The sequence below is a fragment of the Mesorhizobium sp. M1A.T.Ca.IN.004.03.1.1 genome (assembly GCF_003997555.1).
Taxonomy (GTDB): domain Bacteria; phylum Pseudomonadota; class Alphaproteobacteria; order Rhizobiales; family Rhizobiaceae; genus Mesorhizobium.
This window is the reverse complement of sequence record NZ_RZTV01001199.1, coordinates 1-231: the sequence shown is the minus strand read 5'-3', so window position 1 is coordinate 231 and position 231 is coordinate 1. Positions and strand designations below refer to the sequence as shown.

Here is a 231-nt window from a genome sequence, read left to right as displayed (position 1 = left end):
GGCTCGAACTTCAATTCGCTGGCCATGGAGCCGCTGGGACACGTCGCCGGCACCGCTTCCTCCGTTCTCGGCTTCATGAGCACGGTCGGCGGCGCCCTTATCGGCGCCGGCATCGGCCAGGCTTTCGACGGCACGGCGCTGCCGATGGTCGCCGGTTATTTCATCGTCTCGATCATCGGCCTTATCTTCGTGCTGATCGCCGAGAAGGGCCGGCTCTTCCATCAGCATAAT

At 63.2% G+C, this 231-nt stretch carries 1 pseudogene; it reads left to right on the top strand.

The features are described from left to right. Positions 1 to 231: pseudogene (locus tag EOD29_RS35480) on the top strand (multidrug effflux MFS transporter); the annotation flags it as partial.